Annotated in this window: 13 protein-coding genes; 4 read left to right on the plus strand and 9 right to left on the minus strand. The window is 70.7% G+C overall.

The annotated features are described in order from the left end of the window. Positions 1 to 43 precede the first annotated feature (43 nt). The gene (locus tag ACWDN5_RS33495; RefSeq protein WP_310969527.1) at positions 44 to 1267 is read right to left on the minus strand and encodes a lipase family protein; all 1224 of its coding nucleotides are present in this window, start codon (positions 1265 to 1267) and stop codon (positions 44 to 46) included. A gap of 90 nt (positions 1268 to 1357) precedes the next feature. On the opposite strand from ACWDN5_RS33495, the gene ACWDN5_RS33500 reads away from it, so the two are divergent. Continuing rightward, a complete protein-coding gene (locus ACWDN5_RS33500) occupies positions 1358 to 2002 on the plus strand; it encodes a TetR/AcrR family transcriptional regulator (protein WP_310969526.1) in 645 nt (214 codons plus the stop codon). Between the two features lie 99 nt (positions 2003 to 2101). Here ACWDN5_RS33500 and ACWDN5_RS33505 read toward each other — a convergent pair whose 3' ends face one another. The 3 genes from ACWDN5_RS33505 to ACWDN5_RS33515 form a co-directional block, all read right to left on the minus strand. Further along, positions 2102 to 3265, minus strand: a complete 1164-nt coding sequence (locus ACWDN5_RS33505) for a GGDEF domain-containing protein (protein WP_449679129.1) — start codon at positions 3263 to 3265, stop codon at positions 2102 to 2104. A gap of 321 nt (positions 3266 to 3586) precedes the next feature. Beyond that, complete coding sequence (locus ACWDN5_RS33510; RefSeq protein WP_449679112.1) at positions 3587 to 4846, minus strand: MFS transporter; 1260 nt, start codon at positions 4844 to 4846, stop codon at positions 3587 to 3589. 315 nt (positions 4847 to 5161) lie between these two features. Then, positions 5162 to 5458, minus strand: a complete 297-nt coding sequence (locus ACWDN5_RS33515) for a hypothetical protein (RefSeq protein ID WP_310969524.1) — start codon at positions 5456 to 5458, stop codon at positions 5162 to 5164. A 171-nt stretch (positions 5459 to 5629) separates the two neighbouring features. Here ACWDN5_RS33515 and ACWDN5_RS33520 point away from each other — a divergent pair, with 171 nt between their 5' ends. Further along, complete coding sequence (locus tag ACWDN5_RS33520; protein WP_449679113.1) at positions 5630 to 7513, plus strand: FAD/NAD(P)-binding protein; 1884 nt, start codon at positions 5630 to 5632, stop codon at positions 7511 to 7513. A gap of 14 nt (positions 7514 to 7527) precedes the next feature. Here ACWDN5_RS33520 and ACWDN5_RS33525 read toward each other — a convergent pair whose 3' ends face one another. From ACWDN5_RS33525 to ACWDN5_RS33535, 3 genes are all read right to left on the minus strand, one after another. Next, a complete protein-coding gene (locus ACWDN5_RS33525) occupies positions 7528 to 8631 on the minus strand; it encodes a glycosyltransferase (protein ID WP_449679114.1) in 1104 nt (367 codons plus the stop codon). Positions 8632 to 8649: 18 nt separating this feature from the next. Beyond that, the gene (locus ACWDN5_RS33530) at positions 8650 to 9288 is read right to left on the minus strand and encodes an HNH endonuclease family protein (protein WP_449679115.1); all 639 of its coding nucleotides are present in this window, start codon (positions 9286 to 9288) and stop codon (positions 8650 to 8652) included. A 90-nt stretch (positions 9289 to 9378) separates the two neighbouring features. Continuing rightward, on the minus strand, positions 9379 to 10059 hold the full coding sequence (locus tag ACWDN5_RS33535) for a hypothetical protein (protein WP_449679116.1): 681 nt from the start codon (positions 10057 to 10059) through the stop codon (positions 9379 to 9381). A gap of 76 nt (positions 10060 to 10135) precedes the next feature. Here ACWDN5_RS33535 and ACWDN5_RS33540 point away from each other — a divergent pair, with 76 nt between their 5' ends. Continuing rightward, positions 10136 to 11422, plus strand: coding sequence for an adenylosuccinate synthase (locus tag ACWDN5_RS33540; protein ID WP_013230806.1), 1287 nt, complete (start codon positions 10136 to 10138; stop codon positions 11420 to 11422). Here the strand turns inward: ACWDN5_RS33540 and ACWDN5_RS33545 are convergent. Further along, positions 11419 to 11916 (minus strand): OsmC family protein, encoded by a 498-nt coding sequence (locus tag ACWDN5_RS33545; protein WP_003091821.1) that lies wholly within the window; start codon positions 11914 to 11916, stop codon positions 11419 to 11421. The two genes, ACWDN5_RS33540 and ACWDN5_RS33545, sit on opposite strands and share 4 nt — an antisense overlap. 116 nt (positions 11917 to 12032) lie before the next feature. On the opposite strand from ACWDN5_RS33545, the gene ACWDN5_RS33550 reads away from it, so the two are divergent. After that, the gene (locus ACWDN5_RS33550; RefSeq protein ID WP_449679117.1) at positions 12033 to 12938 is read left to right on the plus strand and encodes a TIGR03564 family F420-dependent LLM class oxidoreductase; all 906 of its coding nucleotides are present in this window, start codon (positions 12033 to 12035) and stop codon (positions 12936 to 12938) included. Here ACWDN5_RS33550 and ACWDN5_RS33555 read toward each other — a convergent pair. Beyond that, positions 12919 to 14553, minus strand: a complete 1635-nt coding sequence (locus ACWDN5_RS33555) for a Na+/H+ antiporter (RefSeq protein WP_449679118.1) — start codon at positions 14551 to 14553, stop codon at positions 12919 to 12921. The genes ACWDN5_RS33550 and ACWDN5_RS33555 overlap by 20 nt on opposite strands. Positions 14554 to 14608: the final 55 nt, after the last annotated feature.

The raw sequence follows: 14608 nt of genomic DNA on the forward strand, positions 1-14608 counted from the left end.
GTGGCAAGGCGGGTTAGCACCCGCCTTGCCACTCACGACGCGGTCAGAACCAGCCGCAGTTGACCGGCGCCGGGAGGCCGGCGAACCGGCCCTCGAGCCAGGCGAACGCCTCCGGGTACGCCCGCACCGCGCCGAGCACGTGCGTCGGCACCAGCGACGTGCTGAACTGCACCTTCACGCCCTTGCCGCACCACGTCCGGCCCAGGTCGCGGTCCTGCGCGTACGGCACGATGTCGTCGAGCGCGCTGTGCACGATCAGCACCGGTGCCGTCGGCTTCAGCGACCCGATCTTCTGCTCGGCCACCCGCGACCGGTACGGCTCCTCGCCGAGGTAGGCGACGAGCGAGCGGCCGTCGCTGGTCAGCGTCGAGGACTGCGTGAACGCGTGCGCGGCGATCGCCTCCACCGTGCACTCGGTCCGGACCTGCTCGAACAGCTGCTTCCCGCGCGCGTTGAGCAGCGCCGGGATGTTCAGCTCCGGGTACGCGTAGTTCATGCTCACCAGCGCGAACCCGAGGAAACCGACCGCGTAGTGGCCGTCGAGGTTCTTGGCCACCTCGGCGAGGTCCGCCGGCACCGCCCCGGCGTACGCGCCCTTCAGCTTCAGCTCGGGCGCGTAGCTCGGCTGCAGTTCCGCCGCCGCGGCCGAGGCGCCGCCGCCCTGGGAGTAGCCGGCGATCGCGACCGGGCCGTCGTCCGGCAGCCCCGCCTCCGGCAGCCGCTGCGCCGCGCGGATCGCGTCGAGCACGGCGTGGCCCTCCGACGCGCGGTTGACGTACGTGTGGTCCCCGGGCGTGCCCAGCCCTTCGTAGTCGGTGACGACGACGCCGTACCCCCGCGTCAGCAGCCCCGCGATGAACGGCCCTTCGTACTCGAAGCCCGCCGCAAGCGCTTTCGACGGGGCGCAGTCGTCGCCCTCGCCCTGGGTGCCGACGGCGTAGGAAACGATCGGGCGCACCCCGGCGCCGTGCCACGCCGACCGCGGCGTCAACACCGTTCCGGTGACGGCGATCGGCGAGCCGTGCGTGTCGGTGCTGCGGTACATGATCCGCTGCACGTTCGCGTCGGCCTTGATCAGCTGGATCGGGTCGATGTAGAACGTCGACGTCTCGTGCCGGATGACGTCGCCGTTGCTTCCGGCGGGGAGGGGGGACGGGGGATCGTAGAAGGACGCGGCGGAAGCCGGAGGCGGGCCGAGCGTCGCCAGGGCCAGAACGGAAACGGTGGCGACGGCCGCGGAGAGGGCGCGACGGGGGAAGATACGCATGCTTGCTCCTCGTTGAGCAGGTCGAGTGCGCGCGGGTGACACCTTTTCAGACAGAGGTGTCGAAAAAAGAATCACGTGAGGTGGACCACAATGTCAAGCCCGGCCCCGCGCGGGCGGCCGCGCAAGCTCCCGGTTTCCGAGCAGCGCGCCCGCGTGCTGCAGGCGACGGCGAAGGTCGTCGCGCAGCACGGGATGCAGGGCGCGACGATCGAGCAGATCGCGCGCGAAGCCGGCGTCTCGCGCCAAGCCGTCTACGAGCAGTTCGGTGACCGCGCGACGCTGTTCGCCGAGGTGGTGGCCGCGACCGAGGAAAGCGCCTTCGCCGCCATCGCGAGCCCGGCCGTGGCCGACACGCAGCCCGGCCTGCGGGCCTGGGCGCGGGCCAACTACGCGAACATGGTCACCTTCGTCGCCGACCACCCCGAGGGCTACGGCGTGCTCCGCGCGGCCGAGCGCGCGGGCGACCCCGCCCTCACCCGGTTGAGGGAGAGGCTGGCCGTCGTCTACGCCGAGGCCGCCCGCAAGCGGTGGGCCGCGCACGGCATCGACTCCGGCCGCGCGGACCGCGCGCTCGTCACGCTCTTCTTCGCGATGACCGAGTCACTGGTCCAGGCCACCTGGGACGGCGAGCCGCCGGACCAGGACGCCCTGATCGACCTGCTCACCGAGTTCACCGTGGGCGGCGTCGCCCGCCTGCAGACCAAGGCGAGCGACGTCATCGACCGGTTGCGGTAGCTGTGTTGATCGCTTAGCAATCCGGCCACAGCCACGGCCGCATGACTTTGCGGCCACGGTTGCGTTCCGCGCGGGGGCGGCCTGCTTTTGGCCGGATCGCTAAGCTGCCGCGAGAGCCGCCGCGGCCGAGCCCACCACCCGGTTGCGCCCGCCGTGTTTGGCCGCGTACACGGCCGCGTCGGCGGACGCCATCACCTCCTCGATGGACGCGCCGTCGAGCGGGTAGGCGGCGACGCCGATGGACGCCGTCTGCCGTTCGATGTCGACGGCCGCGCCTTCGTTGGTCGTGGTGCTGATGATCAGTTCGCTGACCCGTTGCCGGATCCGCTCCGCCGTGACGATCGCATCCTCTTTGGACGTCGACGGCAGCAGCGCGACGAACTCCTCGCCGCCGAACCGGCCGACCAGGTCGTGCGCCCGCGTCTCCTGCTTGACCACGGCGGCGACCGCCTTGAGCACGTCGTCCCCCGCGAGGTGCCCGTAGGTGTCGTTGATCCGCTTGAAGTGGTCGAGGTCGATCATCATCGCGCCGAAGCTGCCGTTCTCCCGCTCCGCGCGCGAGATCTCGCGCTGCGCGCCGTCCTGCCAGGTGGTGGCGTTGAGCAGCTGCGTCTTCTGGTCCGTGGTGGCCAGCTCTTCCAGCCGCTTGATCAGCACGGACCGCTGCAGCACGTACAGCGGCAGGATGACAAGAACCGACAGCAGCGGTTCTTCGTTGAGCACCATCACCAGCAGCGCGCCCACGCACAACGTGGACAGCTCCAGCAGGTTGTCGTCCATGTTGCCGAGGCAGGACACCGGCGTCGCGTTCTTCGGGTCGGCCAGGTAGAGACCGAGGCCGGTGAGCGCGGTGTTGACCGTGAAGAAGGCCAGCGCGGCCAGCGTCACCGTCGCCACGCCGCTGCCGATGGTCATGTGACCGACGACACCCGCGGAGAAGGCCGACAAGATCATCGTGGTCGCGTTCGCGGCCACGCGGTGAAATTCACCCGGACGGGTGCCGGACCAACTACGGAACGCCAAGTAGACGTACAGCACGACACCGAGCGCGGCGATCAGCTGGGCCGGCAGGAGCAGGCCGGCGGGCAGCAGCCACACCGAAGTCATCGAGATGTAGGGCCCGTTGCTGAGGATCCGGCGCTGCCGCTCGAGCCGCCTGCTGACCTCCGTCTGCGCCACGGCCAAGGCTGTGAGCAGCGCAAACGTGCCCAGCTGGGCGACGGTGACCGGCACGGTCAACAGCGAAACGGCCGTCCAGGTCAGCATGACCGTGATGGCGGTCAGCGTCGCGATGATCCAGTCGCGGGGGCGGGTCCACAGTGCCCAGCCCCGTACGCGAGAAATCAAGTCTTGGCCGTGCTGTTCCCCCGATGTGACCATTTTTCCCCCAGACCCTTGCGTGGTTGTACGGTGACAAAGTACTCACGGACAGTTTCAGACCGTTCGCCTGCTGTCCACAAGGGCTTTCGGTGTGTACTTTTTCTTTGACACCGGAACGAGAGGTGGCCAGCGATGCGCGGCAAAGAACAGTGACCGCACAGCGCACCGCAAGGTCGCGCAGGTCGAGCCCACGCGCGGGGCATGTCAAGCATGTTCGGCGCGTGCGGCTTCTTTGTCGATCCATCGATCCGGCTCGCCCGACAGCGCCCGGGCCCACAGCACCGCCAGCGGCAGGGTGAGCACGAGCCCGGCGATGCCGAAGATGCCCACCGTGCCGTGCGGGGTCAGCTGATCCGCCAGCACGCCGCCGATCAGCGGGCTGATGCCCATCATCGTGGTCAGGCCGGTGTTGGACAGGCCCATCACCTGCGCCCGCTGCTCGTCGGGCACCGCCAGGGTCAGTGACGCGGTCGCCTGCAGCAGGCAGACCGTGCCCAGGCCGCCGGAGACGATGAACAGCACGATCGACGAGACCGGGCCGGGGTTCAGGAAGCAGAGCAGCAGCGGCACGGCGCACAGCGCGGACAGCGGGCCGATCAGCTTCGGCCGCAGCCGCGCGGGCACCCAGCGCGTGTAGGCGAAGGTCGCGATGACGCTGCCGATCGGGTCGGCCGCGAGCAGCAGGCCGATCGTCTCCGGGCCGCCGCCCGCCGCCGTGACGTACGGCGCGGCGATGCCCTCGTAGACCGGCAGCAGGCCCATCAGCCAGGTGAACAGCACCAGGGTGCGCAACGGCCCGCTCGCGAACGCCGTCCGGCCACCGCCGCCGAGCGTCGCGAAGAAGGACTTGCGCTGCTCGCCGCTCGCCGCGGCCGGCCGGGCGCGGACGCCGAAGCGGACGAAGACCGCGGACAGCACGAACGTGGCGGCGTCGACGACCAGCGCCACGTGCGGGTCGAGGGCGATCAGCAGCGCGCCACCGCCGGCGAAGCCGAGCAGCTGGGCGCTCTGCACGGTCATGCTCCGGATGCCCATCCCGACGACGAACCGGTCGCCTTCGAGCACCTGCGGCAGCAGCGCCAGCTGGGACGCCTTGAACGGCGGGTTGACCAGGGAGACGCCGCCGACCAGCACGCACATCAGCCAGAACGGCATCCCGGGCACGGCGACGAGCAGGATCAGGGCCGCCCGCAGCAGGTCGACGAGCACCATCACGCTGCGGCGTGGGAAGCGGTCGGCGAAGCCGGTCAGGAAGATGCCGCCCAGCAGCGACGGCGCGTAGGTCAGGGCGTAGGTCAGGCCGGTGAGCGTCGCGGAGTTCGTGCCGGTGAACACGAGGATGGACAGCGCCACCCTGGCCAGCTGGTCGCCGGCGATGGACAGCAGCTCGCCGAACCACAGCGCCCGGAACTCGGCGATCCCGAACACCTCGCGGAACGTGACGCGATCCGGCGGTGCTGCCATGCGTTTCTCCCGACCTCTCGTGCATACCGTGCCCGGTGCATGACCCCTGGTGACGAGACGACCAGTCGTCATGAGGCAGTCACGGTACGTGAGTTACCTCAGCCAGTGTCCCGTGACTGTTGGTAAATCTCTAGGTTCTTTCGCCGGTATCGAAGGTGTCACGGAGCTTTCCTGAACGGGTCAGACGATAGCCCGCAGTGTCTGACCGGTGGCTCAGGAGTCACCAATGGATCATTCCGTACCGCTTGGTCGGTCGCCAGGGGCAAAAGTAGCCACCTCGCGTGCGCGAGGTGGCTACCGGGAAAACGGACGCCCTCAGTGCTGGCCGCGAGCGCCTTCGACGACCTCGATCGAGGCGCGGACCTGCTCGAAGGTGGGCGGAGCCGCCCGGTTGAACACGACGGTCAGGGACCGGCGCGGGATGACCACGAACTCGACGTCGACCCCGGCCGCCTCCGCGGCGGCCTCGACGACGTCCCGCCAGTGCTCGGGGTCGATCCCGTCCGGATCGGCCCATTCGTGGGCGAAGATCGCCCAGTTCCCCCGGAGGAGGGTGCCGACCACGTCCTGCGCGGTGTGGACGCGGTGCGGCGAGCCGAGCTCATCGGTCAAGTATTCGCAGGTGGAACGGGATGATCGAGGCCCGGGCGCCTGGGTGGACGAAGGTCAAGTTCGCTCCTCTCGCCGGTGTACCCCAGGACTTCGGAGCCGCGCGCGGCGTGGATGGGTTCCGCCCTGTGGGAAGGGCTTCCGGCGCCGGAACCCCGGCGTAGCTTCGGGTTCGTGGCCGATCTCCCGCCGTTCACCCTGGCTGTCGTGGGCGCCGGACCCCGCGGGGTCGGCGTCCTCGAACGGCTCGGCGCGAACGCGGGCGAGCTGCTCGGCGGCCGCCGGCTCGAGGTGCACCTGATCGACCCCTTTCCGCCGGGGCCCGGCCGGGTGTGGCGCTACGACCAGTCGCCGCTGCTGCGGATGAACTCCATGCCCGAGGACGTCACGATGTTCACCGACGACTCGGTGAAGATGGCCGGCCCGGTGCGGCCGGGGCCGTCGCTGCTGGAGTGGGCGCGGAAGGTGCGGGACGGCGGGCTCGCCGCCGACGTGCCGCCCGACGTCGTCGCCGAGCTGACCGGGCTCGACGCCTTCGACTTCCCCACCCGGCGCCTGCAGAGCGCCTACCTGACCTGGGTGTACCGGCAGGTCGTCGCGGACCTGCCCGAAGGCATCGACGTCGTCGAGCACGCGGCCCGGGCGACCGGGGTCGACGGCCGGACCGTCCGCCTCTCCGACGGCTCGGCGGTCGTGGCGGACGCCGTCGTCTTCACCGTCGGCCACCTCGACGCCGAACCCGACGAGCGGGAGCGCGAACTGGTGGCGTTCGCCGCGCGGCACGGGCTGTCGTACTACCCGGCCGGCTACACCGCCGACGTCGACTACGCGGGCGTCGCGCCGGGCGAGACCGTGCTGGTGCGCGGGTTCGGGCTGGCGTTCGTCGACCTGATGCTGCTGCTGACCGAGGGCCGCGGCGGCCGGTTCGAGGACCTCCCGTGCGGCGGCCTCCGCTACCACCCGAGCGGCGCCGAGCCGGTGCTGCACGTCGGCTCGCGGCGCGGCGTCCCGTACCACGCGAAGATCGGCTACCGGCTGCGCGGGAAACCGTTGCGGCTGCCCAGGTTCTTCGACGCCTACGCGATGGACGCGCTACCGGGGGACGCGCTCGACTTCCGCGCCGACGTCTGGCCGCTGATCGCGAAGGAACTGGCCTGGGGCTACTACAGCGAGCTGTTCACCGGGCACCCCGAGCGCGTCCGGATGGACTTCGCCGTGTTCGCCGACGCCTTCACCGACCTGGCCTGGGATTCGCCCGCCATGCGGGACCTCGTGGCGCGGGCGGTGCCCGCCGAGGCCGACCGGCTCGACCTCGACCGGCTGGACCGGCCGATGGCGGGCCGCTCGTTCGGCACGGCGGAGGAGTTCGGGAAGAAGCTCCGCCAGTACGTCGAGGCCGATCTGGCGCGCCGGGCGGACCAGGAGTTCAGCGCGGACCTGGGTGCCTTCATGGCGCTGCTGTCGGTGTACACCCAGCTGCCGATCTTGGTCCAAAAAGGACGGCTGGGGGCCGCCTCGCAAGTGTCCGATATGGACGGCTGGTTCCACGGGTTCTTCTCCTACTACGCCAGCGGCCCGCCGCCGCGCCGCCTGGAGGAGCTGCTGGCCCTGCACGAAGCCGGGATCGTTTCCTTCGCGGGCGCGGAAATGCGGGTGACGGCGGAGGACGGCGTCTTCGTGGCGTCGTCGGCGAGCCACCCGGAGACGGCCGAGGCCCGCACGCTGATCGAGGCGCGGCTGCCGGACCCGAGCGTGACGCGCGCGGCCGACGGCCTGCTCCGGCAGCTGCGGGACGCGGGCGAACTGGCGGAGGAGACGGTCGCGGACCCGGTGACGGGCGCGTCGCTGCCGTCGGGCCGCATCCACACGCGGGTCTCGGACTCGCGGCTGCTCGACGGGACGGGCCGTCCCCACCCGCACCGGTTCGCGGTGGGCCCGCACACGAGCGCCCGCTCGGCGGCGGCCTTCACCCGGCCGCGGACGAACGCCCTGTCCTTCCGCCAGAACGACGCCGTGGCCCGCGAGATCCTGGCGCTCGTGGGCGGTAACGCGGGTTAGAACCGCGTTACCACTCACGAGGCCCAGGCGACCAGTTCGTCGAGCACCGTCTCGGGCGCGGGCATGCCGGCGATCTCAGCCGCGACCCTCTGCGCGACCTTCCGGGCCGCCGGGTCGTCCAGCAGTTCGCGGGCCGCCGTCTCGATCGCGTCGATCCGCACCGCGTCCCCCACCAGGGCCTTCGCCGCGCCGAGCGCCGACAACGCCTCCGCGTTGGCGAACTGGTCGGCACCCTGCGGCAGCACCAGCTGTGGCAGACCGGCGGCGAGCGAGCCGAGCACCGTGCCCGTACCACCGTGGTGCACCACCAGGCCCGCGTGCTTCAGCACCTCGGCCTGCGGCACGAACCCGGCGACCCGCACCTTCTCGGGTACCGGGCCCAGTGCCGCGGGGTCGCCCGGGCCGACCGCCACCAAGACGTCCAGCGGCAGCCGCGACAGCGCCGCGATCGCCCCGCGCAGCACCTGTGTCGCGCCGAAGACCACCGTGCCCAGCGTCAGGTACACGAAGCCGTCGTCCGGGAGGGCCGGCAGCGGGACGTCGGCGTTGTAGGGCGTCGGGCGCATCCGGAACACCTTCGGCACCGCCGCCGAGCCCGGGTCGCGGACGCTGTCGGGCCAGACGTCGACGCAGGCGTCGCCGAGCATGGCGTCCGCGGGAAGGCGGCCCCACAGTGGCGCCAGGCGTTCGGCCGCGACGGACAGGACCTCCGGTGGCACCGACCGGCCGATCACCAGGGAGACGGCCGGGATGCCCGACTGCTGCGCCAACGCGCCGGCGCCGACGTCGCTCTGCTCGTAGACCACCAGCTCCGGCCGCAGCTGCGGCAGCAGCGGCCGCAGGTCGGCCATCGTCGCCTGCGGCAGCAGCTCGGCGAACATCGTGATGCCGACGTCGAATCCGGCTTCCGCGCCGTGCCGCCGCTGGGCTTCGGCTTCGGCGTCGCGGATCGAGATGCCCACGCGGTGGGTCTCGAAGCCGAGCTCGCGCACCTTCGGCACGAACGCCTCACCGGTGCCGAAGACGACGTCGTGCCCGGCGGCTTTCGCCGCGTTCGCGAGGGGGAGCAGGGGGAAGAGGTGGCCGTACGCCGGGCGGCACGTGAAGAGGATCCGCACCGCCCGAGCGTACCGGCGTCAGCAGCGGTTGAGCATGTCCGTGAGTGCGGACTTCTCGGCGGAGTTGATCGTCAGCTTGAACTTGTACTTCACCGCGACCCACATCTTCGCGTAGGTGCACCAGTAGCCGGTGAGCGGCGGCTTCCACTGGTCGGGCGACTTGTCGCCCTTCTCCTGGTTGACGTTGTCCGTGACGGCGATCAGCTGCGGGTCGGAGAGGTCGTTCGCGTACGCCTGGCGCTGCGCGGTCGTCCACGACGACGCGCCGGTGCGCCACGCGTCGGCCAGCGGCACGACGTGGTCGATGTCCACATCGGACGCCGCGGTCCAGGTCGCGCCGTCGTACGGGCTGAACCACTTGCCGGAGGTCGCGGCGCAACCGGAGTCGGTCACCACGTTCGTGCCGTCGCGCTTGAGCACCACTTCGCGGGTGTTGCAGCTGTTGCCCTGGTCGATCCAGTGCGGGAACTTGTCGCGGCTGTAGCCGGTCTGCGAGCCGTCGGCCTTGACGGTCAGGGCCGCGAGCTCGGACTTCGCCGTGGTGGCCGACGGGATACCCGGCGGGGTCGCGTCCGCGACGCCGGCCAGGGTTCCGGACAGCACCGCGGTGACCGCGAGGACGGTGAACGAATGACGAACAGCACGCCTGGTTGGCATCTTGCTGCCTCCGTGTCTGAAGTGGGGACAGCTAACCTTCAGGCACGGAAGTGGCGCATACAACACGTATAGGTGACAGGTTGCTGTCCGTCAAACGGCGCCGCGGACCAGCCGCAGGTCCTCGGTGTGCCGGTACCAGGTCCACTTGTTCACCGCACGCTCGAAGACGACGTCGTCGCGCACCGGCCGGGTCGGGATGCAGCCGATCTGGAACGCCCGCGAGTACAGCGTGGACGGCCGCTTGAAGATGGTGCCCTTGACGACCCGGACGGCCAGCCCGGGACCGCCCGGGTCCGGCGTCACCTCGATCGATGCGGCCGGCCCGCGCAGCGCCACCTGCTCGTCGGCGTAGGCCACGCCGCGGACCAGCCGCAGCTGCCCGCGCCCGACGAGCACGCCGCCGACGTCGTCGCGGATCAGCGGCACCGGGTCGACCTCGCCGCGCAACGCCAGCGCGAGCGCCCGCAGCGGCGTCTTCGGCAGGCCCCAGAGCGCGCCGACGACCGAGTCCGGCGAGGAGGGCACGAACCCGACCGACACGCCGGAGATCGCGTCCTTCCGGAGCAGGCGCAGCACGACCGCGGCGAGGTCGGCGTCGGTGCCCGAGACGACCAGGTGATCGTGTTCGCCCAGCAAGGGGTCGATTTCCGCCTTGCCGGGACGGTTCGGCACCCGGATCGACTCGACGTCGTCGACCTCTTCGAAGCCGGCCGCGTCATCGCCACAGGCCACCACGATTCCGCGCACCCGCAGGTCCTCCGTTACAGTCATGCACCGGCATTTCGTCAGCGCCACCGGTGTCCGTCCGGGACACTAAACCTCAGTCGTCGAACACCTGGAGTGTCACATGCCGGCCATCGTGCTCATCGGTGCCCAATGGGGAGACGAAGGCAAGGGCAAGGCCACCGACCTGATGGGTGACCGCGTCCAGTGGGTCGTCCGCTACCAGGGTGGCAACAACGCCGGTCACACGGTCGTCCTGCCGAACGGCGAGAACTTCGCCCTGCACCTCATCCCGTCCGGCATCCTGACCCCGGGCGTGACGAACGTCATCGGCAACGGCGTGGTGGTGGACCCGGGCGTGCTGCTCGAGGAGCTGTCCGGACTCGAAGCGCGGGACGTCGACACGTCCAAGCTGCTGATTTCGGCGGACGCGCACCTGATCATGCCGTACCACGTGGCCATCGACAAAGTCACCGAGCGGTACCTCGGCAGCCGCAAGATCGGCACCACCGGCCGCGGCATCGGGCCGTGCTACCAGGACAAGATCGCCCGCGTCGGCGTTCGCGTGCAGGACCTGCTCGACGAGAAGATCTTCCGCCAGAAGGTCGAAGCCGCGCTGGAGTTCAAGAACCAGGTGCTGGTGAAGGTCTACAACCGCAAGGCCCTCGACGCGGACCAGGTCGCCGACGAGGTGCTGGCGGCGGGCGAGAAGTTCGCGCACCGCATCGCCGACACGCGCCTGCAGCTCAACCAGGCGCTGGAGCGCGGCGAAACGGTGCTGCTGGAGGGCTCCCAGGGCACGCTGCTCGACGTCGACCACGGCACGTACCCGTTCGTGACGTCGTCGAACCCGACGTCCGGCGGCGCGAGCGCGGGGTCCGGCATCGGGCCGGGCCGGATCACGACGGTGCTCGGCATCCTCAAGGCGTACACCACCCGCGTCGGTTCCGGCCCGTTCCCGACCGAGCTGCACGACGAATCGGGCGAGTACCTGCGCAAGCAGGGCGGCGAGTTCGGCGTGACGACCGGCCGCTCGCGGCGCACCGGCTGGTTCGACGCGGTGATCGCGCGGTACGCGGTGCGCGTCAACGGCATCACCGACTACTTCCTCACGAAGCTGGACGTGTTGTCCGGCTTGGAGAAGGTTCCGGTGTGCGTCGGCTACGAAGTCGACGGATTCCGCACGCAGGACATGCCGATGACGCAGACCGACGTGCACCACGCGATCCCGATCTACGAAGAGCACCCGGGCTGGTTCGAGGACATCTCGGCGTGCCGCACGTTCGAGGAGCTCCCGGCGAACGCCCGCGCGTACGTTGAGCGCCTGGAAGAGCTGTCCGGCGCCCGCATTTCCGCGATCGGCGTCGGCCCGGGCCGCGAGCAGACGATCGTGCGGCACGAGTTCGTCTAGGTCAGTTTGGTGCTGACCGGCGTCTCGTTGCGGAACAGGTCGAGCACCGGGCAGTGCTCGTCGACCTCGCGTTTGAGGTCTTCGTAGCGCTCCCGGCTCGCCGGTCCTTCGAGCTCGACCGACACCCGCACGTCCCCGAACCCGGGACGGGTGTTGAAGGAGAAGCCGAAGAAGCCGTGCAGGTCGAGGTCGCCGTCGACGGTGACCTTGATGGAGTCGATCGGGATCCCGCGCTTCGCCGCCCAGAACTGGTACGTGATGACCTGGCACGACCCGAGGGCGGCGAGCGCGTACTCGACGGGGTTGGCGGCCTGGTCGGTCCCGCCGAGCGCGGCGGGCTCGTCGACGGTGAAGGCGTGGTCCCGCACCTTGACTTCGACTTCGGTCTTGGTGCCGGGCTTCAGGACGTGGTCGACACTGAAGGAGACGGCGGCGTTGTGCGGGTCCGCGTCGACGGCCTTGCGGGTGCCTTCGATGACTTCGGTCAGCGACATGAGGCTCTCCTGAGTGATCGGTTTCGCCACAGAGTGGGCGAAACCCGCGGGCACCGCTCGGGTTCTCAGGTCCTGGGAACCCGGAAACCGGTGGCGCGGCTCGCTAGCTTGGGTGCATGACCATCGGAGTCACGCTTCCCTCGGGCGACACGGACTCGGCACCCAACCTCGTCGACGAGCTGCTCGCCCAGACCCGCCAAGCGGCCGACGCGGGCCTCAAGTCCGTCTGGTTCTCGCAGCTCCCGCTCAGCCAGGACGCCATCGCCGTCGCCGCCCTGGCCGGGCGGGAAAATCCCGATCTAGAAGTCGGCACCTCCGTCGTCCCGACCTACCCGCGGCACCCCCTGCTCGTCGCCAGTGCCGCGCTGACCGCGCAGGCCGCCACCGGCGGGAACTTCACCCTCGGCATCGGGCTCGGCTCGAAGGGCTTCCTCGGGCCCGTCTACGGCCTCGAGTACCCGCCGCCGATCCGGCACCTGCGCGAGTACCTCACCGTCCTCAAGCAGGTCTTCGCCGGGGAGGCCGTCGACTTCGACGGCGAGACCGTCCAGGCCCACCCGCTGGGGCCGTCCACTGTGGCCGGTGGCGGGGACATCCCGGTCATCGTCGCCGCGATGGGGCCGCAGGCGCTGCGCGTGACCGGGGAACTCGCCGACGGCACCCTGCCCTTCCTCGCCGGCCCGAGAGCGCTTTCCCGGGAAATCGTCCCGGCGCTGCCAGGCAAGCGGATCATCGCCGCCGTCCCGGCCATCGTCACCGATGACCCCGACGCCGTCCGGGCGCTCGCCGTGGAGCAGATGGGCTTCTATGCGCAGATCCCGTCTTACCGGCGGATCCTCGACGTCGAAGGCGTCGGCCACCCGGCGGACCTCGCCATCATCGGCGACGAGAAGACCGTCCTCGACGGACTGCGGCGCTACTACGACGCCGGCGCCACCGACGTCCTCGTCTCGCAGACCGGCATCCGGTCGAGTGAAGAACGCCTGCGGACGTGGGAGGTCGTCAACTCATTCGGTTCGTGAGGGTCGCCGTCACCGACATCTCCTCCAGGTCCAGTTCCCGCAGCACCTTCCGCAACACTTCGTCGTCGAGCCGGCCCGCGCGGTTCTCCTCGATCATCGCCTTGCGCTGGGTGATCAGCAGCTCCCGCCGGGCCTTCGCGAACTGGGCCTGCGGGCTGCCGGCGCGGTCTTCGCCGGACAACGTGATCGCGGCCTTCGCGAACCGGTACCGCGTGTCGATCAGCCGTTGCAGCCGTTCCTTGAGCCGGTCGACCTTCTCCTGGGGCAGGTCCAGCGAAGCCAGCCGCTCGCGGCTGATCTCGCGCAGCCGGTCGTGCGCCGCCTTCTTCGCGACTTCGCGAGCCGCGAGTTCCTCGGCCTCGTCCCGGGACGCCTCCTCGGGGTCCTCCACCTTCAGTGCCCGGATCAGCGGCGGTAGCGTCAGCCCCTGGATCAGCACCGTCCCGATGGCCACCGTGAACGCGAACAGCTGGATCTCCTCGCGGCCCGGGGTGTCCGCCGGGACACCGGCCGCGGCGGCGAGCGTGACGACCCCGCGCATGCCGGTCCACGACACCACCGCCAGCGTCCGCCACGACGGCGCCGCGCGGTCGCGGCCGAACAGCCGGACCGTCTGCGGCAGGTACGCGGAGACGAACACCGCCGGGATCCGCACCAGCATCGTCACCGCGAGCACGGCCACCGCGACCAGCGCGAGCGTCCCATTGTCGCGGGCCGCGTGCTGCGCGCCTTCGAGGACGAACGGCAGCTGCAGGCCCATCATCGCGAACACCAGCGCCTCCAGCAGGACGTCGATGGACGCCCACACGGATCTGTCCTGCATGCGCGTCGCGGGGGACGCGTACAGCGCGCGGTGACCCAGCAGGAGGCCGGCCGCGACGACGGCGAGCACGCCGGACCCGCTGAAGTCGTCGCTGAAGGGGTGCAGGTGCTCGGCGGTGACGTACGCGGCGAAGGGCACGATGATCCCGAACGCCGACTCCATCAGGGGGTCGTCGAGCTGCCGCCGGATCAGTACCACGAGCGCGCCGATCGCCAGGCCGACGCCGATGCCCAGCACGGTCGCGACCCCGAACACCGCGAACCCGTGCCCGGCCGAGCCCGCCGTGCCCGCGACGGCGGCGAGCGCGACCTTGTAGAGCGTCAGCGCGGCGGCGTCGTTGACCAGGCTTTCGCCGGTCAGCACGGTCATCACCCGCCGGGGCAGGCCGAGCTTGCGGCCGATCGCGACCGCGGTCACCGCGTCCGGCGGCGCCACGACCGCGCCGAGGACCAGCGCGGACGCGAACGGCACGTCCGGCAGCAGCAGGTGCACCACCACGGCGACGACCACGGCGGTCACCGCGACCAGCACCACCCCGAGCGCGACGATCGGCCGGAGCGCGCGTTTGAAGTGCGTCAGCGAGCTTTCCAGCGACGTCGAGTACAGCAGCGGCGGCAGGACCACGGTGAGCACCAGCTCGGGCTCCAGCTCGAACCGCGGCACCCCGGGGATCAGCGCGACGCCGAGCGCGACGACCACCACCAGCAGCGGGGCGGACAGGTTGTAGCGCCGGGCGAGCGCGGTCAGCGCCAGCGAACCCGCGAGCACGCCCATCAGCGTCAGGATTTCCACTCGCCCGATCTTTCCGCAGGTCGCGCGGCCCTGCCGGACTTCCGCTCAGCGGAAC

This window comes from Amycolatopsis sp. NPDC003731, assembly GCF_053586895.1.